At 34.4% G+C, this 24,083-nt stretch carries 15 protein-coding genes and 1 tRNA gene; 8 read left to right on the top strand and 8 right to left on the bottom strand.

The window, feature by feature from the left end; all coding sequences use genetic code 11:
• The first annotated feature begins 4 nt into the window (after nucleotides 1–4).
• Nucleotides 5–1,777 carry a MutS-related protein gene (locus ACEN2N_RS02900; RefSeq protein WP_441822899.1) on the top strand — a complete coding sequence of 591 codons (1,773 nt, stop codon included), beginning with the start codon at nucleotides 5–7 and terminating at the stop codon, nucleotides 1,775–1,777.
• A gap of 109 nt (nucleotides 1,778–1,886) precedes the next feature.
• Nucleotides 1,887–2,888, top strand: coding sequence for a metal-dependent hydrolase (locus ACEN2N_RS02895; protein WP_441822898.1), 1,002 nt, complete (start codon nucleotides 1,887–1,889; stop codon nucleotides 2,886–2,888).
• A 158-nt stretch (nucleotides 2,889–3,046) separates the two neighbouring features.
• Here the strand turns inward: ACEN2N_RS02895 and tamL are convergent, their stop codons facing one another.
• The 5 genes from tamL to ACEN2N_RS02870 all read right to left on the bottom strand — a co-directional run bounded on the left by tamL (nucleotide 3,047) and on the right by ACEN2N_RS02870 (nucleotide 14,578).
• Nucleotides 3,047–5,371 (bottom strand): translocation and assembly module lipoprotein TamL, encoded by a 2,325-nt coding sequence (gene tamL / locus ACEN2N_RS02890; protein WP_441822897.1) that lies wholly within the window; start codon nucleotides 5,369–5,371, stop codon nucleotides 3,047–3,049.
• A complete protein-coding gene (locus ACEN2N_RS02885; protein WP_441822896.1) occupies nucleotides 5,361–10,367 on the bottom strand; it encodes a translocation/assembly module TamB domain-containing protein in 5,007 nt (1,668 codons plus the stop codon). The genes tamL and ACEN2N_RS02885 overlap by 11 nt, the downstream gene beginning before the upstream one ends.
• 517 nt (nucleotides 10,368–10,884) lie before the next feature.
• A complete protein-coding gene (locus ACEN2N_RS02880; RefSeq protein WP_441822895.1) occupies nucleotides 10,885–11,988 on the bottom strand; it encodes a DUF4407 domain-containing protein in 1,104 nt (367 codons plus the stop codon).
• Between the two features lie 113 nt (nucleotides 11,989–12,101).
• Nucleotides 12,102–14,177, bottom strand: a complete 2,076-nt coding sequence (locus tag ACEN2N_RS02875; RefSeq protein WP_441822894.1) for a M56 family metallopeptidase — start codon at nucleotides 14,175–14,177, stop codon at nucleotides 12,102–12,104.
• Between the two features lie 35 nt (nucleotides 14,178–14,212).
• Nucleotides 14,213–14,578: a BlaI/MecI/CopY family transcriptional regulator gene (locus tag ACEN2N_RS02870; protein WP_441822893.1), complete on the bottom strand. Its 366-nt coding sequence runs from the start codon at nucleotides 14,576–14,578 to the stop codon at nucleotides 14,213–14,215.
• A gap of 223 nt (nucleotides 14,579–14,801) precedes the next feature.
• Between ACEN2N_RS02870 and ACEN2N_RS02865 the strand changes: the two genes are divergently transcribed.
• On the top strand, nucleotides 14,802–15,380 hold the full coding sequence (locus tag ACEN2N_RS02865; protein ID WP_441822892.1) for a PhnA domain-containing protein: 579 nt from the start codon (nucleotides 14,802–14,804) through the stop codon (nucleotides 15,378–15,380).
• A 100-nt stretch (nucleotides 15,381–15,480) separates the two neighbouring features.
• Here ACEN2N_RS02865 and ACEN2N_RS02860 read toward each other — a convergent pair whose 3' ends face one another.
• A complete protein-coding gene (locus ACEN2N_RS02860; protein ID WP_441822891.1) occupies nucleotides 15,481–16,872 on the bottom strand; it encodes a dipeptidase in 1,392 nt (463 codons plus the stop codon).
• A gap of 129 nt (nucleotides 16,873–17,001) precedes the next feature.
• Here ACEN2N_RS02860 and ACEN2N_RS02855 point away from each other — a divergent pair.
• The 3 genes from ACEN2N_RS02855 (at nucleotide 17,002) to ACEN2N_RS02845 (ending at nucleotide 18,109) form a co-directional block, all read left to right on the top strand.
• Nucleotides 17,002–17,083, top strand: a tRNA-Leu gene (locus ACEN2N_RS02855).
• A gap of 207 nt (nucleotides 17,084–17,290) precedes the next feature.
• Nucleotides 17,291–17,806: an OsmC family protein gene (locus tag ACEN2N_RS02850; protein ID WP_441822890.1), complete on the top strand. Its 516-nt coding sequence runs from the start codon at nucleotides 17,291–17,293 to the stop codon at nucleotides 17,804–17,806.
• A gap of 21 nt (nucleotides 17,807–17,827) precedes the next feature.
• Nucleotides 17,828–18,109, top strand: a complete 282-nt coding sequence (locus ACEN2N_RS02845; protein WP_441822889.1) for a DUF427 domain-containing protein — start codon at nucleotides 17,828–17,830, stop codon at nucleotides 18,107–18,109.
• A 133-nt stretch (nucleotides 18,110–18,242) separates the two neighbouring features.
• On the opposite strand, the gene ACEN2N_RS02840 is transcribed toward ACEN2N_RS02845, so the two are convergent.
• Nucleotides 18,243–20,621, bottom strand: a complete 2,379-nt coding sequence (locus ACEN2N_RS02840; RefSeq protein ID WP_441822888.1) for a TonB-dependent receptor domain-containing protein — start codon at nucleotides 20,619–20,621, stop codon at nucleotides 18,243–18,245.
• Nucleotides 20,622–20,806: 185 nt separating this feature from the next.
• Between ACEN2N_RS02840 and ACEN2N_RS02835 the strand changes: the two genes are divergently transcribed.
• Together ACEN2N_RS02835 and ACEN2N_RS02830 are read left to right on the top strand one after the other, a co-directional pair.
• Nucleotides 20,807–21,835 (top strand): sensor histidine kinase, encoded by a 1,029-nt coding sequence (locus ACEN2N_RS02835; protein ID WP_441822887.1) that lies wholly within the window; start codon nucleotides 20,807–20,809, stop codon nucleotides 21,833–21,835.
• Nucleotides 21,832–22,539, top strand: coding sequence for a LytR/AlgR family response regulator transcription factor (locus tag ACEN2N_RS02830; RefSeq protein ID WP_441822886.1), 708 nt, complete (start codon nucleotides 21,832–21,834; stop codon nucleotides 22,537–22,539). Before ACEN2N_RS02835 ends, ACEN2N_RS02830 begins: the two co-directional genes overlap by 4 nt.
• Here ACEN2N_RS02830 and ACEN2N_RS02825 read toward each other — a convergent pair whose 3' ends face one another.
• Nucleotides 22,540–23,961, bottom strand: coding sequence for a nucleoside hydrolase-like domain-containing protein (locus tag ACEN2N_RS02825; protein WP_441822885.1), 1,422 nt, complete (start codon nucleotides 23,959–23,961; stop codon nucleotides 22,540–22,542). It lies immediately after the preceding gene.
• Nucleotides 23,962–24,083 lie beyond the last annotated feature (122 nt).

The following is a 24,083-nucleotide window of genomic DNA, read 5'->3' as shown; positions in this document are numbered from 1 at the left end:
ATTCATGAATAATTTAGAGGAATTTTACACCCAACGCGTACAAAAATTTGATGAGGTTATTGATGCTTTAAATAAGAAGCTCTTTTTATTTAGTACGTTACGTTTACTCATATTTTTAGGCACTATCGCTGCACTTTATTTTGCTTCGATAAATGCAAAATATGTGGTTGCCGTGCTATTTGTAGGTATACCATTATTCTTGTTTTTAGTAAGTAAGTACACAAATCTGAAACTTCAAAAAGCTAAAATAGAGGAATTAAGAAATATCAATCTGGTAGAATTGCAAGTGCTAAAAAGAGACTTTTCTAAATTACCTAACGGAAAAGAATTTGCCGATGATATTCATTTTTTCAGTCAAGATATAGACTTGTTTGGGGAGGGTTCTTTTTATCAAATTTCTAATAGAACAAAACTTGCTGAGGGTAGCCTTTTATTATCCGATATCTATAAAGAGAATTCTATTGCCGACATCACCGAAAAGCAAGAAGCTATTGCTGAAATTGGCGAGAAAGTAGATTGGCGACAAGAGTTTTCTGCGATGGCAGCATTGACCAAAACAGAGACTTCTACACATACCATTGCTAAATGGTTAAAGAATTATGAGCCTTTTGTGCCAAAGGCAATGAAGTTTATTCCTCTTGTATTTTCAATTATTTCAGCAGCTATTTTTGTCGCTTACTTTTTAGATTACTTGCCAGAATCTGTGTTGATTACATGGTTGGTTTTAGGTTTGATTATCGTTGGGTTATTCACTAAAAAAGTGACCAATTTAGGACAGAGTGCTACCAAAATGAAATCTACTTTTGACCAGTATAATCAGCTATTGGCAATGATAGAAAAGACTAATTTTACATCTGATCTTTTGAAAAAACAAAAGTCAAACATTTTAAGCAATGGTGAGCATAACTCTAAGGTTCTAAAGAAATTCGCATCACTTTTAAGCAACCTGGATCGTAATAATAATCTACTCTATTTAATTTTTGCGAACGGATTTTTCCTTCGCTCGTTAACAGATTGTCTTGCCATTGAAAAATGGATTGAGGCACATGGTAAAAGTGTAGAAATATGGTTCAATACCATCGCATTTTTTGACGCCTATAGTAGTTTAGGGAATTTTGCTTTTAATCATCCGAATTTTACATACCCGACGATTACTAATGACGGAGTGGTATTGAAATCTAAAAATGCTGGTCACCCGTTATTAGACCCTGCAAAAAGTATATTGAATGATATTACAATTGATGGCGGACAGTTTTTTATCATTACCGGAGCAAATATGGCTGGTAAGAGTACGTTCTTGAGAACGGTATCGCTGCAGATTATGATGGCAAATGTAGGGTTGCCAGTTTGTGCGGAGTCAGTAACCTACTCACCAATTAAATTAATTACCAGTATGCGTACTACAGATTCGTTAACTGATGATGAATCGTATTTCTTTTCAGAACTTAAGCGATTACGCTACATCGTAGATGAAATTCAAACGGATCGTTATTTCATTGTTTTGGATGAAATCTTGAAAGGAACAAACAGTACAGATAAGGCTTTAGGTTCAAGAAAATTTGTTGAACGCCTAGTGAAAAGTAAATCCACCGGAATAATTGCTACGCATGATCTTAGTCTTTGTGAAGTTGCCGATGAATACGAAGCAGTTAAAAATCATTATTTCGACGCAGAAATTATAGACAACGAATTACATTTCGATTATACGTTCAAAGATGGTATTTGCCAGAATATGAACGCTTCTTTTCTCTTAAAAAAGATGGGGATTATTGAATAGAAAAGAAAATAGTAAAAGAAGAAGTATTTAAATCAGAAGGTATTTTAATTTATTAAAATAATATAACAACAGTTATTAATTCCCCCTTTAGGGCTTGGGGGATGAGCTTATGGATTCATTAACACAAATAGTTCTCGGAGCGGCAGTTGGCGAAGCTGTACTAGGTAAGAAAGTCGGGAACAAGGCAATGCTTTATGGTGCCATTGCAGGTACAATACCCGATTTAGATGTTATAACCCGTTTCTTTTTAGATACAGTTACAGCTACTGAATGGCATAGAGGTTTTAGTCACTCCATTTTCTTTACTGTATTATTTGCACCTGTTTTTGGATGGTTGGTTTGGAAAATTAATAAGAAAGAATCGGTTACTTGGAAAGAGTGGTCTTGGTTAATGTTCTTGGGACTTTTTACTCACCCGTTATTAGATGCTTTTACTACGTGGGGCACACAATTGTTTTGGCCCGTTGAAACCAGATTAGCATTTCAGAGTGTTTTTGTGATTGATCCATTGTATACTGTTCCGTTTATTATTTTCTTGATATTAGCAATGTTTCAAAAGCGAACTTCTATGAAACGTAGAAACTATGTGAAGCTCGGACTTGTAAATAGTTGTGTTTATTTGGTATTGACCTTGGTTTTAAAAGGTGTCGCTTTTCAGAAATTCGAAAATGCTCTTAATGAGCAGGGTATTTCTTATACTGAAATGAATACAAGGCCTGCGCCTTTGAATACGGTGCTGTGGATGGCAAATGTGGATACTAAAGATGCCTATTTAATGGCAGATTATTCTTTTTTTGATAGCCAACCAATTTCATTTATATCATATCCTAAAAATCATGAATTGCTGGGTAAATGGTCTGGTAATGATAAAATAATGCGACTTATAAAAATAACCGAAGGCTGGTATACGATTACTGAAAAGGATGGACAATTGTATTTTAATGACCTAAGATTCGGACTCATTAGTTTAAACGAAAATGAAAGTCAATTTGCATTCAGTTATAAATTAATACTAGAGGAAGATGATTTAATTGTAGAAGAAAGACCGAAGTTTAAAAGAGATGCTAAACGGTTAATGGCTGTACTGTGGCAACGAATGTGGGGAAATTAATGAAGGAATTTGAAGGGTAGTCATAAAAACGATTGTCCGCTCGGGTTCAATTGAGTAGTATTAGATTGTAGATGAGAGATTTCGACTGCGTTCAACCATACATCATACTACATTAAACCATCGCCTGATATTTAACTATTTAGCTTTAATAATGATATTTAAAATGGATAACCGATAGCAAAGTTTAAAGTCATATTATTATCTGCATTTCCAAAGAATGGTACGTTCCACCGTTCGTTTTCATCTAAGTATGGTATGCGTAAAGGGGAAGCCAAATCTAACCGAATTACAAAACTTTGAATATCTAACCGCACACCAAAACCGACTCCTGCAGCAATTTCTTTTAACCAATCTTTTTCAAATTTTCCATCAGTAAAAAGGGTTTGAGAAAAACTACTGGTTAGTTGGTCATCTTCAATGTCAGAATAATCTCCTGTTAGCCAAACATTTCCTGCATCAACAAAAAGAGCACCTTTTAAATACGAGAATAACGGAAAACGATATTCCACATTTGCTTCCAGTTTTAAGTTACCAGATTGGTCAAAATAATCTGTGGTTGCATTTTCTGTTTCTGCATTAAAATTACCAGGTCCTAATGAACGAATATTAAAAGCTCGCACACTGTAGGGTCCACCAGAATAAAATTGCTTTACAAATGGTAAAGTTGAGCTATTACCGTATGGTACTCCCCAACCTGCATATAATCGAGATACTAAAGTGCGCTCTTTTTTCCAACGTAAATACAATCGTACATCGGCATCAGCTTTTGCATATTGTGCGTATTCAGAGCCAAATATGGCACCTGATCCGCCGCTGACCAAATTGAGCATGTTTCCTGCTAGATCAAAATTTGCATTAAAATAGATGGGAGTTTCTTTTCTGAGGTTAGAGACTTCATCATATGTGAAACTATATAACAAACCGGCAATAAAACGTTGCTCAAAACTTTGACTCAAAAACGGATTATCATCAAGTATGGTCTGAAAATCATCTGTTACATTAGAAAGCCTTGAGTAGTTAATACTGATAGGGTCTAATGTATGGTATACATACTGGTTTTCTTTCCATGTGTACCCAAAAGAACCGTTTACAGAGCTTAATGTGAACAACTGACTTCGCTGTAGAAAATCTACGCCTAAAGAAATTTTAGTTTTTGGTACTGCGTATTTAAACCTTCTTGGGGAAAAGGGTATTGACCTAGGTATTACGAGGTCTGCATTAAGACCACCGGCGATACTGCTTAAGCTAGAATTACTACCGCTAGATAATTGCGATTCATAGCTGAAATTGGCAGATATACTAAAGGTTTCCCCACCATTAAAAACGTTTCTATTGGTATGGCTCAGTAATATGCCAGGGCCGGTAAATCCGTTCGATTTTGAAACTGCTTGTAATTCTGCTCTAATGGATCGTTTGGTTAAAGGTGCCAAATAGATACTTGCGGCCAAAGAACCGCCGTCACCGTCTGTAGCAGTGGTATCTAGCTCTGTATATTGTATGTTTACGTATTTATAGCTACCAAGTGCCGACAGCCTATTGCTCGTTTGTTTCGAGATATTGGCATCGTACAAATCGCCTTCATTGAATAATAAATACGATTCTAATAAGTCTGGTTTAAAATATAGTTCGTTCTGTATAAAATCGATGTTGTCGACTTGGGTAACATTATCTTTGGTTAAAGGCAATGTATCGCCTTCAATCGAATAATTAGGGTACACCGTAATAGAATCTATGGTATAAGGAATGGATGCACGCGCCGGCACATTCTTTTTCAATCTAAGAAATAGATCAAATTTTTTATTGTTGTATTGATTAGTGTCTGCCTCAAAAATCAATAAATCTTCTTGACTGTTGTAAAACCCTTTTTGTTTGAGCCCGTTATTTAATCGTGCTCGTTCTGCCTTCAATAAATCGAGATCAAATCTATCTCCTTTTACTAGTGCCGTTTCAGGCAGCATTTTCTGAATTTCTTTGTAAATGGGGAGGGAGTCAGATTCTAGATTGTAATTTTCTAACTCATACGGTTCGGGTAGGGTAGCTGAGTACTTTACCGAAACAAAGTTGCTGTCAGCAAAGGTCTCAGATGTTGATCTGCTATAGAAGAATCCGTTATTATCTAGTCTGTTTAAGATCAATTCTTCGACCCTTTCTGTATTTACATTAGAAAAATAAACCGGCTCTTCGCCAAAAGATTTGTTCAAAAATTTATAAAGAAACCCAGGTTTTTCTCGCTGTGCTTTGTAATGAAAAAACAACGCAGGCTTCATTCCTAAAAATGTTGTATTGGGGTACGGTTCTATTAAACCAAATAATTCTGTCTTAACTTCTTTTTGGTCTTTTAACTCGCTTTCTGAAATTATTTCAAGTTCTGCGCCTGTATATAATTGTTCACCTTCAGGTATATATTTTTCTATACCGCACGAATAGGTAATTAAAAATGCCAACCAGCATATGGTACGATATGTAAAGATTTTATTTTTCAATGTTCTCTTGTTCTTCTTTGGTCTTTGTGTCTTTTTTTGAAGGTTTCTCTTCAGATTTTTCTTTTTTCAGCGGATTAAATAATTGACTGAATTTATTGAATTCTCGGTTAAAAATAAAAGCCACACCGGTAACGATTAACTGCCCATCAATAATATTTTGATACTCTTGCCTTCTAAACCCTTTAAGTCTATATATACCTTCTTCACTCAGTAGATATTCTAAGGTTACATTGCCAATTAACGGTGTCTCGGTATCGCTTGTTGATGCACTACCTTCAACATCTACGGCACTACCGGCAGTAACGATTAATCGGTCGTTAAAAAGTTTTTTACTGGCGTTGATATTTATTTGCGTTCGACTCTGGGCAGTTCCACTTCCATAATCATCAAAACTATCTAAATCAAAACCAAGCTCAAAACCTGTATTGCCCAGCAATTTGTTAGAAATTGATGTAAGTTCATTTGATAGTACCTTATTCACGTTATTTCTAGCTATAGAAACTGCCCCTCCACTACTACCATCACTTCCTGTTGTTGGGTAAAAACGGTTTAGTGCCAATAAAGAGAAAACCTGCTTGTTCAATTCAGATTCTTGTTCGTTTAATTGTTGAATGCGGCTATATACGGCTCCACCAAAATTACCCTGGGCGCTTTCTGGCATATCTAAAGCAAACGATAACTCAGGTTGTAAAAGTTGGCCATCGATATTTAAATATACCAAGAATGGTGTAGACTGTTGATATGAGCCAGATACATTGCTGTCTGTACCGTAACTTATAGAAGACATTAGAGATGATGCCGATGTCTCAATTTCATAAATAGCGGTTACATCCATTTTTGCATCATATGGGTCACCGGTCCAAACAATACTGCTGCCTTTTTGTAATTTAAATTCGCGGCTCACTAAATTATATAAGCTGGTTCTGTAGAAGCCAGAGTTTAATTCTAACCTACCTGATAAGCGAATGTCTTGGTTTGGGTCTATATTTAGGTTTAAGATTGCTGCACCTGATGCCTGTAGTTTATCTTGTGTTTTTTCATCAAGAACAATGGTGAACTTTGCCTCGTTACCGATTTCTAAAAGGGTATTAATATCCATACCGGCAAAAAATGAATCTGACTTTTCGCCATCGTTACGGGTCAATATAGCTTCGGGGTTTTCTCTATTTACAAAAATTACCACGCCGTCGCGTTCTTGAATATCTAACTGATCTTGTGGTACTATATAGGTAAGGTCTGTTACATCGCGAACACGCAATTTCCCATCAATTACAGGTAATTCTAAATTTCCTTTTACGGTCAAATCTGCTTGAATACTAGCAATGCCATACACTAGTTCGTCATCACCCTTTTTAGAATCTAATACTCTAAATTGATTTGTTTTAACAGATAGGTCAAAACCAGGATTTGCGAAGTTTTTGGTGATAACCTTACCATCTATAGTTAATACACCTTCATTAATATCGTTTATAGTGAAGGTCTCTAATGTAATTTCATCTTGATCGATATCGATAGATTGATTATCTATTGCCAAAGTAGATTTGTATGCTTTGAGGCTTAGGCTGAAATCATTGAAATTAATTCTACCGGAATATTTAGGCTCGGTCAGTGTACCTTTGACCAATAGACTACCATCTAAATACCCTTTGGCATCGCTTAATTGGTCTCTTGCGAACCCCTGTAAAATACTTGCTTCAAATTTTTGAATATCGAGCTCCATATTCAAATCTGCCGTATTTTCTTTAGCAGTATAGTCCCCGGTTAAAGTGAGATTGGCACCACCGTCTTTCAATGCCAGATCAAAATCATATTCAGATAACGATTTAGAAGATGCGTCTAAGGTTAATGTGCCAAGCGGATTTTGCATCACTTGAAAATCTTTAATATCAATTTCTGCGACCAACCCAGAAGCGGCATACGGATTGAGTATCACGAAATTCCCTTCGACTTTACCTTTAGCTAAAGCCTCATCAGGATTAAAAAAGCTTAAAAATGTTTGTAATTGAAAATTCTCGAAAAGGATACCGATATGATCCGATTCCATTTTAGGAACCTTGTTTGAAATTTCCATTTTTTGGGAATTTCGGCTTAAGATTACATTTTGAAAATCGGAATAAGACGTGGCTATTACAATATTATTATCTTCGGGAATGTCCCATTTTTTTCTATTTAATATCAGATCTTTCGGAGTGATGTGAAGTTTTAAAGTGTCTTTTTGAAATGATAATGCCGATCCTAGATGCATTACCTGTGTGGTGTCATTTTTAGACGTAAAGTCGAGCAACAGTTCTTTGTTTTTCAATCTACCTTCTATATATGTCTGTTTTAAGTGAATGGGGTCGTAAATTAAATCTGCCAAACCAGCAGAGAATTTTAGGTCTACCGAATCACCTTTTATATAAGCGTTTAAACTGTCGACAGAACTTCCGGCATATGATATATGTGGCACTTTAACTTCGGCAGAAATCTTTTGCGTTTTTGAATTGAAGCTAGCATCTATATTTAAAGAATCTAAATCTTTTACGCCGTCAAAAAATACTTTTGACAATACAGGTGTGGGCACTATGGCAAAAGCCAGTTTAGCCTCTATAGTATCATCAGGTTCGAAATTAGTGCCGTCGGTAGAGAAATAATGTTCTATTTGTTTCTTAAGGGCATCGGTAATACGGTTAGGTGATGCATTAGACGCTAATTGCCCGTTTAAAAAATTGCTTTGTATCGATACATCTGTAATCGAATCTTCAATATGGGCTTTTAAGGCAATAGTAGAAACTTGATATTGCTCATTATCGGCAATCGCAATACCGTCTTCAATAGTTGTATTTATATTGAAATTAGAGGGAGTGCCGGTATAATTGCCTTTAATATTTGCGGCTATTTTGATATTGTTTTTTGTGAGACCTAGTTCTTGTAAATCTGCGCCAATAATATTTGAAGTAAAAACAATGTTGTTTTCTTGTGATGAAAGTGCTATAGTAGAATTGACTTTCATGTTCAAATTTGGGTCATCGATATTGGCGGTAACTGTGCCGTTTCCGTTGTTTAGATTTCCCGTAATTTCTATGTCGTTATAATCATATCCGTCAAGTTGAAATTGGGTAATACTACCATCAATAGTACTGTCAAAATTACTGAGTTTAGAACCTGCACCTGTACCTTCAATTTTAAGTGATATTTTACCCAGTTGTTCGTTTTGTAATAGTTTACCTAATTGCAAACTATCAACAGAAACTTGACCATCGAAATTCATAGCTTCACTAAAATTTACAAGCGCATTTATAGTAGCAGAACCTTCTGGTATTTTGATATTCATATCAGGCTTTACCCATGTGGTTCCGCCAGATAAACTTCCTTCTGCGAGTATAGTTTCGGGAATAGAAACACCTAATTCTTTAGACGATATTATTTTTTTGATTGCTAATTTTGTGCTTTTGAAGCTAATTTTGTTCAAATTGTAATTTAGTGAATCTACATTGGTAAGATTACTTATACTCCCATTTGCGGATAGTTTAGTATCATTTCCCCATTGTAATTCGGTATCAAAATCATTTACTTTTTTTAGATTCCCTTGTGCTTTTAGATTCCCAATAATAGGGTATGCCGACAAGGAATTTAAGTATTGGTTTTGGGCAAGTTCGGGTAACAATTTTTGTACATCTTCTATCTCTAAATACATGTCTGACAATACCGCAGATAACGAACTTTTTTCAGGATATTCTATAGCGTTGTTTAAAGAACTGAACTGGATATCTAAAGCTGCTTTTGCAGCACTGTTATTCAATTTAAAAACCAGGTTTGAGAGGGATGCCCGTTGGTTAGTAAGACCGGCTTTAAATGCTAATTGATTTAATTGGATGCCACTCGGCTCTGAGAATGTAAAAGAAGAAACATCAAGGTTAAAGAGCTCAGGTCGGTATTCAAATTTATTAGCTAGAAGTTGAAAATCTTGTATTGTAAAGGCATTAGGGTCAAAACTGCTTGAGTTTTGCTGTTCGCCATTTAATATATAGCTAAATGTGTTTTTTGCGATGTTGATATTATTGGCAGCAATTATAAATTCTGGCCACTTAAATTCTGAGTTTGTGGATGTGCTATTTTGTTCAACTTCCTCACTTGTTATCTGAATAGCTATCTGCGAATCTTGTAATAAGAGGTCGTCGGTTTCGTATCTATTTTTAGAAACGTCTGCCAGTATATCGGTTAGTTCAAGGATTCCTAATTTTAATTGTGATGTTAAACCATCAGGCTGGCTGTTGTAAGTGATAGCTACATTTTCCACTTTAAAATCTTCTAATTGTATAAAAGGTAGTGCAGTACTGGTAGTATCTTCTGTAATAGGGAACGGGTGTGTTTGGTTATAAGTGAATTGGATATCTCTTAAATTTAAATCATCTAAAGAAAACTTCATTTTTTCTAAATCAAACTCAGAAACGTCTATATCTAAGTTGCCAAGTACTAGGATTATGTCCGTTCCTAAATAGGCATCGTTATAATTCAATTTCCAATCGGTTAAATCTAAACTTCCTATAGAGATTTCCATAGGTTCAGAAGTAGCTGAAGCTGTATCTGTTGGTGTTACTAATGCATCGATAAGAAAAGTGAAATTAAATTCATTAGGATTATCTTCTCTACTAATATGGGCAACCACACTATTAGAAATGACTTTATCTATTGCTAATGAATTTTTAAAAATAATAGGGTAAATAGGAATATCTGCTTGAAGCGATTTTGAGTAGAATAAAGTATCGCCTTTTACATCTTCAAGATATACATTCTCGACCAATATATCTCCAGAAAAAGTTAAGTACACCTTGCCGACTTCTACTTTGGTATTTGACTTTTCTGAAATATAATTAGTGACTTTAGTAACGATTAAATTTTGAGCCCACGGAGTTCTAATGACTAACACCAAAATAAAAAATAGCAGTAGTATCCCCAGAATTATTTTCCCGAAGAGCTTTGCTAATTTTTTAATTTTTAGATTTTTATCGGTCATATGGTTTGTTATAATGGATTGAACTTTAACATTCAATTTTTAACGGAGACATTACCATCCCAATTGTGCCATAAAACCTGTAGCAATTATTATTAATAGAACTATTATGATAACAAGGTTATAAAACCTTTTTTTCTTCTTCTTGGTTTCTTTAAGTGTTGCCATTCGTATGCAAAGTTAATACTACCAATATATAAAGTTAGCTTATTTGCTACGAAGATTATCGGTATAGAACATAATGAACATGAATTACATATCTGGTTCTAGTGAGGTTTAAAATATATGAAATGGTTCATCGATACATAATGTTCATTCGTCTACACTTAAATTAATTTAGTCTAAAGCGACCAATTTTTAAGTCTCATGCTTAATATCTTTGAGGTGTAATTAATGATTTACTAACAAGTTTAATGTTACGAGTTAAGCATTAATTCTAGGGGCTAAGCCCATAAAATTTTAATAGTTGTTCAGGTAGTTCCCCCAAATCAAAGAAGGCCAATAGAAGTATTGGTCTTTTTTATTTTAAGCCTTTTGTTTGAATGTTGTGAAAACTGTCTGCTTGTAAACGTAGCAACTCTTCTGCTTTTTTCTTTTTGTAGCCGTAAAGCTCTTCTTCGCCCTTTAAATCTTCATATATTTTCTGATTGATTTCACTATCAGTCGAAGCAATAAGTTTTCGTTGGGCCAGTTTTTGTTCGACCCAGGTAGAAAGAACGCTTTCTTCCTCTTCTAATTTAATATCATATTCTCCTTTAGGGGCAAGTAATTTTGCAATAATTGGTGATGTTTCTATCGCTAAGAACAACAGAAAAATAAAGAATGACGGTAGCCATGGCAACTCGTCTAAAGCGGTAATTCTTGCCATTAATCCGTCGAAACCGTCTATTATCGGTTGCGAATTTTTAACCACTTCGGCATATTCAGTATCTAATGCTGTAATTTGAGATTCTATAGCTTTTACTTTTTCACCATTTGCAGTTTTTAGCGCTTGTAACTCGACAAGTGCAGCATCATGCTTATCTCGCTTTTCAGCGTAAACGGGACCTTTACCTAGCAGTTTGGTTCCGGCAGTACCTTCGGCTTCATTGATATAAATATCATACAGTGCATTTGTCTCCGTTTCTTTGTTTGCGATTTCTGATTTTAAATCGGCAATATCTTGATTCAATTGCTCAACTTTTGGTGAGTATTGCAGCGCAAGTTGGTCTTTATTGGCAAGGGTAAGTTCATTCTTTTGTTCAAGTAGCACCTGATTGATTTCTTTCTCGAAAATTTTCATTTCTAGAGGTTTTGAAATCACAATAGCAATAATAACTGCGAGAATAATACGGGGAGTAGCCTGTAAAAATTCTTGACCAAAGTTGTTTCTCTTTTTAATGGTAGCAACGATAAAACGGTCTAAATTGAAAATAAGTAGTCCCCAAATGAAGCCAAAGAATACTGCACTATACACATTGTCGAAAACCGTGAATAATGCATAGCTACTAGCGATAAAAGCCATAACTGCCGTGAAAAATACGGTCGCACCTATACCGGCATACTTGTTTTGCTCACCTTTAGAGCAAGTTTTTAAAAGTTCAGAGTCTACGCCTGAGCAGAGAATAAAGAAGTCTTGTATCATGATTAATGATTTATTTTTGATTGATGATGTATACTGGGTGAACGTAACTATTTCACTTTTGGTACGCAAAAAGCCCTCGAAAAGAGGGCTTTAACATTTGTTTGACGTTGTTGTTATTCGATTGTTACAGGTTCTTTGGTAATTCTTACTTCTGCTATGCCATTTTTCGCTTTAGATTCTATATTTAATTCTTTGTTTTTCTTTAGCAGGTCAATGGCTTTATCAGACGAGACTTCTTTGCCTTGGTAAAAGAAGGTTGCTCCTTTTTTTGCCATGCCAATAGCATAGTCTAATGGGGAAGGCGGAGTAGGAGGTGAGGGAGGTGGTGGAATTAAGTCTGTATCTTCTTTTTTGACATGAGGACTAGGTGTTAAAGGAATATCACTTTTTTCACCTTTTGCAACTTTAGGTGCCTTTGGCGCTGGTGGTGGTTCTGGGAACTCAGGAAAAGGCTCTGCAGCTGTTTTTTGTTTAGTAGACATTAATCTGTAGATATAATTTAAATTATCAAGATCAGCTTTCATGATGCGAATATTACCACCTTTAGATATCATGGAGTTGTAACTTTTTGCCAACTTATTGTAAGTGGATATTTGCTCTTTTGTAGCATTATCTTGTAAAATATGATTGTTAGTTTCTGAAATAGTTGCTTTGGGAGTAATTTCTAAATCTTCTTTATAGTCATCGGCCGGTATGATATATTTATCAGAATAAATGGTAATACTTTTAGTATTTAATTTTCTTAGCTCTTTTGAGATAGCATCTGTTAAATTTAAGTTGATAATTTCAGTGGAATAAATTTGCGCAGCTAGTTTATTACTCTTGACTGCTAAAGGAAATTCTGATGCTACACTATTTGAAAGCTGCGAAAGTTCAATCTGATTGTTATTAAACCATATTTCGTTTTCATCTTTAATTTCTATCCATGCAATTTCAAGTAATGGTTCATTGTTAACATCTGTTTTAAATCCATTAAGCACATTATTCTTTCGAATTTCTTTTGCCTCAGATACTGTTTTTCCATCATAATCACTTGAAGCAAATCCATTTTGATTAAAAATCCCAGTTGTCCTTTTACTAAAATGTTCAATATTAAAAATGCCCACAGACTGAAGTTCTGATTGTACTTGATCTATCAATTTATATTGATTTTCATCATATAAAATATGTGCTGTTATGTAATTTTTAAAGATATATGTGTCAATATTTTGATTTATGTTAAGTGCTTTTTCAGATAGTTTTTCTAAACCTACTGGCTCGTTATTTATTAATAAACTTCCAGTTTTTGTGATTTCTATATTAATGTCTTTAATCGTGTTTTTCGACACCACATTTTTTTGACTAAATCCGTAAAGCATTAAAGTTAGTACCGGAAGTAGTAATAAACTTCGTAACAGGATACTCTTTTTTGAGGTTTGTTTTTTCATGATGATAAATCGTTTTTTGATTGATGAATAATTTATGGCATTTGCAATACCAATTGATTTATGGGTGTTAAAGCTGTCGTTTGATAAGTACGACAATAATGTTTTTTGATAGTTTAAGTGGTCTTCTTGACCATTTAGTACAGCCCTATCAGCTAAGAACTCATGGTTTAGTTTAATACAGATTTTGTAAAAGTGAATGATAGGGTTGAACCAGAAAATTACTTGTATAAATTCAATAAATAAAACATCTAAACTATGTTTTTGGGCTGAATGTGTTTCTTCATGAAGTAGAACAACATTGGGTATGCTATTAGCTTCATATTTCTGTTTATTCAGAAAGATATAGTTAAAGAATGTATGCGGTGGCAAAGACTCCAGTAAAAGCACCTTGATATTAAAGGGCTGTTTCAGCCTGGTGTTATTGCGTATTCTTGACCATATTTGATATAAATGCCGGATAAATCGAAAACCGAATCCTACAACTCCTATTCCGTAAACAGACCATAAAATTAACGACCAGTTAAAAGGTTTTTTTTCAATTTCTTGAACCACAGGTTCAGTCTCAGTTGTAAACTCTGTTGGCGTTTCTATGTTTAATACTTGGGTAGATATATTTGTAGGTACTGTTTCAATGTATTCGGTAAAAACTATACTTGGTATTATGAAAGAACCCATTAAAGCTAATAGCAGAAAAAATCTTTTAAAATGATGAATACTTTCCTTTTCTAATAGGAATTTATAGAAGAGCAGAAAAATACCCATGCATGCGGCGGATTTTAAAAGATAGATAACCATAATTATTTCTTTTCGATTTCTACGTCTATTAACTTTTTCAATTCTTCTAACTCGGCTTTGCTTAAATTGGTTTCTTGAGTAAAAAACGATGCGAACTGACTAGCACTATCATTAAAAAAGTTCTTAATGAGTCCGTTTACGTGCTTAGAGAAATAGTCTTTCTTTTTTACCAATGGAAAATATTCTCTACTTCTACCAAAGCTTTTATAGTCAATAAATTTTTTGTCGGCCATTCTTTTTAATAATGTGGCAACCGTGGTCGTAGCGGGTTTTGGCTCTGGGTAAGCATCGAGTAGATCTTTCATAAAAGCCTTTTTTTGCTTCCATAGCATATTCATTAATTCTTCTTCCGATTTGGATAGTTGCATTTTCTACAAGTTTAGAGTATGTTCTACAAACATAGAATAAATAATTTAATTCTACAAGTGTAGAGTATTTTTGTTTTTTTTGCCTTAGGGATAGTAATGAAAAGCCCGCATTTGCTTTTTAGCAAAGCGTACTTGTAATGAATAGCCCGACCCCAATTCTTTGGGGAAAGGTCTAATTGACCCACTTAAAAGATGTAAATTCGTATTATAAAAATAATGAATAATGAGTGTATTAGCTGATTTGGAAGCGCGTAGTGGTTCCACTTGCGAATTATGTACGGGAACCAATAATTTAGAAGTTTTTGAAGTTGAACCAGTTACTATTAGCGGAGTCGATTCTAGTATTTTAGCTTGCGAAACATGCCGAACTCAAATTGAAGATCCAGAGCAAATGGATGCAAACCACTGGCGTTGTCTAAATGACAGTATGTGGAGTGAGTATGATTCTGTGAAAGTTGTCGCTTGGAGAATGCTATCTAGATTAAAATCTGAAGGTTGGCCTAAAGATTTATTGGATATGATTTATTTAGAGCCAGAAGCTTTAGACTGGGCAAAAGCTACAGGCGAAGGTTTAGCAGAAGCTGATAAGATTATTCACCGCGATGTAAACGGAGTAATTTTAGAAAACGGAGATAGCGTTGTTTTGGTAAAAGACTTGAAAATAAAAGGATCTAGCCAAGTAGCTAAGCAAGGTACTGCAGTTCGAAGAATTTCTTTGGATCGTGAAAATGCAGAATATATAGAAGGTAAAGTAGGACCAACAATGACGGTTATAATTACCAAATACGTTAAGAAAATATAGTTGATAGTTCATGAAGCTTTAACAAAATCTAATTTGTCTAAAAAATTAAACGTCTTTGCTCTCAAAGACGTTTATTTTTTAATTTACTGTCAACTTTCAACTATTTCTTGGTCATTTCTGTAAAATACTCATAGAAATAAGGGATGGTTTCAATTCCTTTAAAATAATTCCATACTCCGAAATGTTCGTTAGGGGAGTGTATGGCATCACTATCTAGACCAAAGCCCATTAGAATAGTTTTACTCTGTAGTTCTTTTTCAAAAAGAGAAACAATAGGAATACTACCTCCACTACGTTGGGGAATCGGTTTTTTGCCGAATGTAGTTTCATAAGCTTTTGAAGCCGCTTGGTAGGCAATGGTGTCAATAGGGGTAACATATCCTTGTCCGCCATGATGGGGTTTCACTACTACTTTTACACCTTTAGGGGCAATTGACTCAAAATGAGTTTTGAACAATTCTGTAATCTCTCTCCAATCTTGATTTGGAACCAAACGCATAGATATTTTAGCAAATGCTTTGCTTGCAATAACTGTTTTAGCTCCTTCACCTATGTACCCTCCCCAAATACCATTAACATCTAATGTAGGTCTAATGGAATTACGCTCGTTGGTAGAATATCCTTTTTCACCGTAAACAGATTCAATATCTAAAGCCTCTTGGTATTTTTCAATACTAAAAGGTGCTTTTGCCATTTCTGCACGTTCTTCAGCAGAAAGTTCTTCTACTTTGTCATAAAAACCTGGTATGGTTATATGGTTGTTCTCATCGTGTAGACTAGCAATCATTTTAGTTAAAATATTAATAGGGTTGGCAACCGCACCGCCATATAAACCTGAATGTAAATCACGATTAGGTCCTGTAACCTCTACTTCAACATAACTTAGTCCGCGTAAACCTGTAGTGATCGATGGTACATTATTGGCAATCATACCTGTATCCGATATTAAAATAACATCGTTTGCCAGTTTCTCTCTATTCTCGGCTACATAGATGGCAAGGTTATTACTACCAACTTCTTCTTCGCCTTCGATCATGAATTTTACATTACATGGTAATTGATCGGTTTTCACCATCAGTTCCAATGCTTTTACATGCATGTACATTTGACCTTTATCATCGCAAGCTCCACGAGCGAATATGGCACCTTCTGGGTGTTTATCCGTTTTTTTAATAACAGGCTCAAATGGTGGTGAATGCCAAAGATTGATGGGATCTGCCGGTTGAACGTCATAATGGCCATAGACGAGAACTGTAGGTAGATCAGTATTTATGATTTTTTCACCATATACAATTGGATACCCGGCAGTTTCATGAATTTCAACAATATCGCAACCTGCTTCCTCTAATCTGGCTTTAACCATTTCTGCAGTATCTAACACGTCTTGAGAAAAGGCAGAATCTGCGCTAACAGACGGAATCTTAAGTAGTTCTATAAGCTCATTTAAAAATCGGTCCTTATTTTCCGATAGATAATTCTTTACGTTTTTCATGTACTTTTTTATATGACTTTCGATAAAAGTACAAAAAGCGTAATTTTTAAATAGCTAAAATTTAGAGAATTGATTTTTTGCGTTATATTTGCACCCCGATAATCACTATTTGGTGATTTAGGAAAGTATGCAGGCGTGGTGGAATTGGTAGACACGCTAGACTTAGGATCTAGTGCCGCAAGGTGTGAGAGTTCGAGTCTCTCCGCCTGTACAGAGTCAAAAGCTCTTCAGAAATGAAGGGCTTTTTTTATTTTAAATTTCTATTTGCCTAAAACAAATCTTATTTTCCTTGCTGTAAGTTTTAAGTATTATTTACTTCTAATACTATGATTACATTAAAAATATAGAAAACACTACATATGGGTTTTGAACGCACCATCCAAAAAGTTTTGTATCCATAGATAAAGCAGATCATTTATTGACGAATAATGAAGATTCTACGTATCTGGATAATGTAATAGCTGGTTGGGCATCACGATATTTAGATATTCCGAAAAGACAAGAATTGAAAACTGCACACCAAGTAGCGGTAATTATCGGTAATGAAGGTTTTACCTCTGAAATTGTTTCGGGTAATCATTTGTTAATAGCAGATGAACCAATAGATTTTGGTGGTAATGATTTCGGACCATCACCTTATGACTATTTGGCTTCTGGTTTAGGTGCTTGTACGGCAATGACCTTAAGAATGTATGCAACTAGAAAAAAATGGGATTTACAGAAAGTCATTGTCCATGTAGATCACGGTAAAGAACATGCACCTGATTCTGAGAATACATCAGTGGTCAAAAAAATTGATACCTTTAAAAGGAAAATTGAATTATTTGGTAATCTAGACGATACACAAAGAAAAAGATTATTAGAAATCGCCGATAAATGCCCTGTTCATAAAACATTTGAGTCGGAAGCTGTTATAAAAACTGAGTTAGTCTAAGAGAAATAAATATCTTAAAAAATGGTAAAAGCAATTTGGAACGATGTTGTTATAGCAGAAAGTGATGCAACTGTTGTAATTGAAGGAAATTATTATTTTCCGCCGAACGATATTAAAAAAGAGTTTTTTAAAACTACGGATACACATACAAGTTGCCCCTGGAAAGGAGTTGCTTCTTATTACGATGTAGAAGTAAATGGTAAAGTAAATAAAGATGCGGCATGGTATTACCCAGAAGTTTCAGAATTAGCAAAGGGTATTAAAGGATTTGTTGCGTTTTGGAAAGGTGTTGAAGTAAAATAAAAGTGAATATTTAGAATAGAAAAAGGTCAGCTAATAGCTGACCTTTTTTGTTTTATCTAATTTGTAAATTATAAATAGGGTGTCTTTGTCTTATTAAGAAGTACTGTTTCTAAATATTACTTATTTGTTGCGGTTAAAAATGTTTTTGACCTGAAAATTCCATTGCTTCTCCTTTTCCAAAACCAAAACTAATACCTAAGGTTACAAAGCGACCTCTTTGACTAAAATCTCTTAAATAGTATTCTGGTTGGCTGGTAATACTTTCGCTAATACGTGAAGCGAAAACGTCTCTAACACTTAAATTAACTATTGCTTTTCCTTTAAAAATTTTCTTTCGTGCCCCAAAATCCATAAATATGTTTTCAGTGATTTCTTGTTGTAACGTTCTATACCCTGAGCGGTAATTTCCAATAAATTCTAAATCAATATCGGCTGGTAATTTAAACTTGCTAGTAAGTCTTGTGGACCACTGGTCTCCTTTGAAATCAAACAAATTCCCTTCAAAATCTCCTTCTCTGGTAAAGTGACTGTAGTTAAAATCATTGGTAAAAGACAACCAATTTGCAGGAATATATTTCGCATTAAACTCTATACCGGTTGTATTGTTGATACCAACATTTTCAGGTCTAGATATACTTACATTGTCTTCAAACGCTACAATACGTTCTACAACATCTTCTGTATGTCTAAAAAAGACACCAAGATTCATAGAAACCTTGCCTATTTTATAGATACTGGTAACCTCATAACTATCTGTGAATTCTGCTTGCAAATCTGCATTACCCGTACTAATGCTGAAATTATTTCTAATGTTGTAAAACGGATTTAAATCCCAGAGCCTAGGTCTGAATATACGTTTAGAATAGCCTGCTTGCAGCGAAAGATCATCGTTAACTTTATAAGAAGTATGCCCACTTGGAAAAAGATTACTATACTTTTTATCATTACTGACATTTGTGTTTTGTAATAGCGTAGCAACATCAGTGTCTTCAAATCGTAATCCTACTTTTAAGCCCCATCTATCACTTTCGTATGCGGTGGTTCCATAAATACCAAATACTTTTTGAGTCCATTCAAAAACATTGGTTAAATCAGGATTTTCAATGAAATTTCCACCATTGAAATCACTTATTGCAAAATCATTCTCTACATCGTTAATTTGATATTGAGCACCCGTTTCAAGAGTAAATTTCTCTGAAAAAGGATATGTGTAATCTGCCTTGAACGTATATTCTGCTTGGCTAAAATCTGTTCTACTACGTTGCATCATATCATCTTCATTACCTATGGTAGTGGTATTTGTAAAATCTGATGTTTGATCTTTTGCAAAAAGATTTCCAGTAGCACTTAATAATAAAGACTGCTCATCATTGCCTTCAAAATCTTTTTTATATTGAAGTTCGTATGAGTATTTAGGGTTGGTGGCCGTAGTCAACTCTGTACGCCTAAAAGCATCTGTTAATGTGTTGCTAGAATTTAATGTATTAAAAATAGCATCAGCATTTTCTTTTTCCCATTCGTATGCAAAATTTCCAGATAATGTAATTACGTTGAGGTCGTTAATGTGGTAATCTGTTCCAAGAATAAGATTGAAAAACGTTTCGTTCTTATCATTTTTTCCAATGCTGCTAATGTAAGTGTCATCTATAAGATTCCTATTTTCGGTCTCCTCGTCACTAGGAAATGTTCTGCGACCAAAACCTAACTGGCTAAATAGATTGAATTTTTCTGTTCTTCGGTTAAGACTTAAACCAATACTATGATTGTTAGGTATGCCCGTATTTAAAGTTACGGCACCATTCAACCCTTTTTTCTCTTCTTTTTTAAGTACTATATTGATGATGCCAGAAGTACCTTCTGCATCGTATTTTGCAGATGGGTTTGTAATTACCTCAATACGCTCTATCATATCTGCCGTTAAGGTTCCCAAAGCATTTCCCTGCTCATTGGCTATTACAGATGGCTTGCCATTTATAAGCATTTGTACACCTTGGCTACCTCGTAAACTAATTTGCCCTTCAATATTTACATTAACAGACGGTACATTATTTAAAACTTCTAATGCGCTGGCGCCCGTACTACTTAAATCTGCACCTACATTAAAAACGCGCTTATCTAATTTAAAAACGGTCTGGCTAATTTCCCCTTGCACTACAACTTCATCCAATTGCTGGGAATCTTCTGCAATAGCTACCGTACCTAAATCAATTTTACCGTTTACAATTTTAGGATTGTCAAACCTTTTGGTAGTGAAACCTATAAAACTGACTTCAATATAAAATTCTTGTGCATTGGTTTCTAACACAAAGCTCCCATCTTGTAGGGTGGTAGTGCCTACAATAGGTTTTTGGTCTGTAGGATTCCCAACTAAAACCGTTGCAAATTCGATAGGGCCACCGTCATTAGCTTCTACTATTTTACCGGTAATAGTTGTTGTATTTTGAGCTATTAAAGTATTGACGCCTATAAATGAAACGAACAATAATGTTAATAAAGTAAGTTGATTATGCATATTAAAAGTTGATGAGTTTGTATGTAAAGATGCATTTTACTTTTATGTTTTAATAGCTAAATTCTGCAAACGACAAATGTTATAGTGTAAACGACATCGTCATATTAAATGGCGTTTACCAGTAATTTATTGTCGTTGGCGGTTTTGTTGAATTGCGTATGTCTGTAAAACGTTATTTTTATAATATGACCTTTACTCCATTTTTTAAAAATACAACTAGAAACGAAATTCTTTTTCAGATTCTATTGCATATTGTGGTATTTTTATTTTTTTCTTTTGACAGGTACGAACCTGAAATTCAAGGATTTAAAATTGTGACTTTTCTTAACTATGCCTTGGGTGCCCTAGTGATAAATTATGTGTTGTTACCTCTATTTTTTTATCAAAAAAAATACGTTCTTTTCTTTTGTTGTGTAGCTGTTTTGGTAAGTATAATTATGGCTTTTGAAGAACTTGTTTTAGAACAAATATACTATCCGGATTCAAGGGCAAAATTTTTCCCCGGGATAGTTTATAGTCTATTAGATGTAATGCCCGTAATTTTAATTTTAGTGGGATTTAAGTTTGCATGGGACGCCTCTATAAAACAGTTGGAAGTGGAGGAACTTAGGACGTCGGTCAAAGAAAGTGAATTGTTATTCTTGAAGTCACAGATAAACCCGCATTTTTTGTTCAATAACCTGAATAATCTATATTCATATGCCATAGAACAATCGCCTAAGACACCATCTATTATACTTGAGCTATCTTCGGTTTTGCGGTATATGCTATATGATTGTAGGGCTAAATTTGTTGGACTGGGAAAGGAAATTGAACATTTGAAAAATTTTACCCAGTTGAACGAATTACAGATCGAAGAAAGAGGTAAGGTTAGTTTTCAAACAAAACATATTAAAGACAACTATGAAATTGCCCCTTTAATTTTATCTGTTTTTATAGAAAATGCATTTAAGCATAGTACGGCTAGCCAGGCCGATGGTATATTTATAGATGTAAATATTTCATTGGATGATAAAGGTTTTTTAAATTTTGAATGTAGAAACTCTTTTTTAGAAACGACAAATACAGATAAGCTTTCTCATGGTATAGGTCTGAAGAACGTAAAAAAACGATTACAACTTTTATATCCCAATGCACATAAAATGTACATTCAAGAAGATCAAAATATATACTACGTTCATTTGAGGTTAATGTTAACACAAGGTAGCATATGATAAAGTGCATTATTATAGAAGACCAACCACCAGCACAAAGAGTGTTGAAAAAATATATTTCTGATATAGGAAACTTAGCGCTTAAAGCTACTTTTGCCGATGCCCTGTCAGCCATAGATTTTTTAAAGACCAATACCATTGATTTGATTTTTTTAGATATTCATTTACCTAAAATTTCGGGTATTGATTTTTTAAAAGTTGTAAAGCACCGACCTAGCATAATATTAACTACGGCATTTTCAGATTATGCTTTGGAGAGTTATGAATATGATGTGGTAGACTACCTTCTTAAACCATATTCCTTTGAACGTTTTATACAAGCGGTACATAAAGTGCCTATTAATACTATAGCCTTTTCTAAAAAATCTAAAGGTTTGGGTAGCAATGAATTTACAGACGTAGTGTTTATCAAATCTGGATACGAACACATCAAAATAGAAGTAGGTGACATTTGTTACATTCGTTCAGATGCAGATTATACTGAAATTCATACAAAAGACCAGAGACATCTTTCTCAAGAAACATTACGTTACTGGCAAGAATATTTGGATCCACAAAAATTCTCAAGAATACATAAATCGTACATATTAAATATTTCAAAAATTCTTAAGATAACAGGTAATCAAATACAGTTAGAAGAAAATACTCTTCTTCCCATAGGTAGGGCTTATAAGGAGGATTTTATGAATAGTGTCATAAAATAATTAAGGGGTAATCGTAACAATAACCCGTTTATACCTAGATAGCGCGGGAGACCCTTTGTCGGTTACTTTTAGTATAAAATGTAATGTTCCTTTCTTTGTTACTTTAGGTGCGGTTGCATGAACAATATGAACATTGTCGGCGCCTAGGTTAATTTTTTCTTTATACGAGCTTTCTTCTGGATAGTGAAACCATAAAAAGCTCAAATTATCTCCATCTGGATCTGTAGAGTCTAGTGCATCTAAACTGAACGCTTGACCAGATTTTACTTCAAATTCTTGGGGATGACTTAGTACAGGTACGGGAGGGTGATTAGCATTTTCAAAGCTCATGGTACACCAATCCATACGAGCGGCAAAATCATTGTTAAAATCATCTCTCCAGCGCCAAAGTGTTTCTTTGAATCCTGTAAATGAAGTAGAATCAGGTTTAACGGATCTGCCATATTTAGATGGTATGTGTGGTATGTAATTATCAATTGCATTAGTCCAAATAGCCCGTTTTTCAGCCCCAATCTCAACTATGGAGTTCCCTTTTTTAGTTTTGGAAAAATCTGGTTTGTATAGCTCATAACGCCCACCCCATGAACCCCAATTAGGATGTTCAGATTCGTTTAGTCCATTTGGTATCAACGATAAAAATGCCGGGGTATCTCCTTCAACGCCCCATGCAACATCTGGGTATATTGCACCAAGTGGGCCATGGTTTTGTTGAATGTTATCTGCTAGCCATTCATTACTAATGGTTGTGTTATCTATACCCTTTATAAAAGTATTGACTCCCGTCCACGTAGCGTCTTCATAATTATCACCAGGGGATACTATATAGAAAACATCAGGAAAATTGTTTCTGATCCATAATCCGCTATCATCTTGATCAGAAATAGTATAAACTCTAAGTTTAGAAATCAACTTTTTAGCATCTTTTATGCTTTTTGTGTTTTTTATTTTATGCAGAGATTGTGCTAACGTATTTACACCGCCCCAAACAGATATCCAAAGAGGGCGGTCATCATCTTTTTCCAACTCGTTTATTATCCAATCAGAACCTTCAGAATCCATTCCATCTCCAACTCCTGTCATGCCATATTTTGGCAAGCCTTCTTTAATAATTGAGCGTAAAGCTTCTGCAGAAGGATAATCTTTTTGATGTTTAAGAAGGTTAGGTTGAATTTTGCCATATGCATCAACTATTTTTTCAATAGAATTTGGGTTAATAGTAGTTTGCATCCAACAAGACGTAGTAGCGACAATTCCTTTAATGTCGATTTCATTTGCGTAGAGAAATAAACGTACAAATGATTGTGTGTCATCTGGGTCTGCTTCAATATCAGAAAGTATAATTACCCTATTTTTTTGAGTTGTTTGGGATAATGATGATTGAATTGTTAATAGGGCTAAACAGAGTAATGTAAATTTTTTCATTGGTATTTAGGTTGTGTACCACAAGTTAATTAATAACTTATAAATGCTTTTAAGTTGTTATAAAAATTAATCAAGAAATATGACATGCTATTTTGGTGTCAAGGAATTTCAATGCACTTAAT

The organism is Maribacter spongiicola, from assembly GCF_052119685.1.
In the GTDB taxonomy this organism is placed as follows: domain Bacteria; phylum Bacteroidota; class Bacteroidia; order Flavobacteriales; family Flavobacteriaceae; genus Maribacter; species Maribacter spongiicola_A.
The sequence above is the reverse complement of the archived record's forward strand: the minus strand, read 5'-3'. Positions and strand labels throughout refer to the sequence as shown.